We start from the raw sequence: 1,681 nt of genomic DNA, 5'->3' as shown, positions 1-1,681 counted from the left end.
TTGCAGTGTGGGATGATTTTGATCCTGCAACAGGTGGGAATATTGAAGTAATCAAGTCAGCTACCTTCTTTTCGGCTGTTTATAGCAATATTCCTCAGTTTAATAACTCTGATAGTAACAGTTTTTCTATTAGTCTTTTTCAGAATGGGTTAATAGAAATAATGTTTAATAGTTTGAACACCAACGATTTATTGGTAGGTATATCTTCAGGTGGTGGCAGAACAGGTAGCTCAGTTGATTTATCAACTCGCGGTGCTTGGAATACAACAACTTCTATTTATGAGCAATTTTCTGACAATTTTGACCTAAACCAACGCACATTATCATTCAATACTGCTGTTGATGTGCCTGAACCAAGTTCAATTGCCATTCTTGCATTTGGATTAATTGGATTGATGAGTCGTCGCCTGATCAAATAACAATCATATTTATCAACGTAATTGCAAGGCTACTTCCGTAGCCTTTTTTATAAAAATCATTTCGTCTATTGTTTGTGTCACTAGAACAACTTCATACATTTGCAGATAAAAACCACATACGGTGCCTTTACGTATGGCATACTTCATCATCTAGGTTGTCGGCGGGGTTTGGCTGTCAGCTCGGTTAGTCTTTTTAAGCTCGGAAATGCCCTATATGTATCTGATTTGTTTTGACTTGGACGGCACCCTGTTAAACAACGCCTCTGAGATCTCCCGCTTTACCTACGACACCTTACAACTGTTAAGCGAGAAAGACATTGCCTTCACCATTGCCACCGGGCGCACTATGCTGTCGGCACAGCGAGCGGTGGCGGGTCATAAATTTGTTTTACCGCAAATCTATAATAATGGCGTAACTATCTGGGATCCGAACACCCAGCAACTGACCTTAGAGAACATCTTAGAGCAGACTGAAATTAATACTATTCTTGAGCTTGCTCTGCGCCAAGGGATCTCGCCCTTTGTGCACGTGATTGCACAGCACCAACATGTGGTGTTTCATGCTGAAACCCAGCACGATGTGGAAAAAAGACTGGTCGAAAAGTACTTTAGCGACACGCCACAACAGCTGCAGCCGCTTCACGCCTTAGCGCCTGAGCATCAGGTCACGAATATCAGCATGATTGGCGAGGCAGCCACCATTCATGCCATGTGGCTAAAATTAAACACCTATCCAAACCTGATTGCCTACTCAGGCCCTGCCCTTGAGGGACCGCAGTATCGTTGGATGGACGTGCATCATTACCAAGCCAATAAAGGCAAGGCCGTTGCGCAGTTGAAAAAACAACTGGGTGCCAGCAAAGTTATTTGTTTTGGGGATGGTGATAACGATTTAAGTATGTTTGCTTGTGCTGATGAAAGTTACGCCCCCGCCAATGCCATTGACGAAATTAAACAAGTGGCCAGTGCGGTGATTGGGCATCACCATGAAGATGGCGTCGCGCATTTTCTTCGCGAACGTTTCTCGTTGTAATAAGAAACGCCTGCCAATGCAGCAATACCGATGAGTTTAGTGTTTAGCATGACGCGGTTTGCTCACATCAACACGCCATGAATCATCCCTGAGGCTCCTTTATGAACTTCATTCCTGAAGTTCACCCTTTCGGGCCAGCATAGCTGTTCAAATTCGTTCCCGACGAATTTGTCAGGCCATCCATGGCCTTCAACGGTTGATTTAGAGCAAACAGGTCATGCTTAACTGA

2 protein-coding genes are annotated in these 1,681 nt (G+C 44.0%); both read left to right on the top strand.

Annotated elements, in window-relative coordinates:
• Nucleotides 1-419 (top strand): PEP-CTERM sorting domain-containing protein (locus NWQ57_RS20795; RefSeq protein WP_306024107.1); only part of this gene is annotated, 419 nt, incomplete at its 5' end.
• A 214-nt stretch (nt 420-633) separates the two neighbouring features.
• On the top strand, nt 634-1,452 hold the full coding sequence (locus NWQ57_RS20790; RefSeq protein ID WP_306024108.1) for an HAD family hydrolase: 819 nt from the start codon (nt 634-636) through the stop codon (nt 1,450-1,452).
• Nucleotides 1,453-1,681: the final 229 nt, after the last annotated feature.

The sequence above is a fragment of the Paraglaciecola sp. genome (assembly GCF_030730205.1).
Taxonomy (GTDB): Bacteria; Pseudomonadota; Gammaproteobacteria; order Enterobacterales; family Alteromonadaceae; genus Paraglaciecola.
The sequence above is the reverse complement of the archived record's forward strand: the minus strand, read 5'-3'. Positions and strand labels throughout refer to the sequence as shown.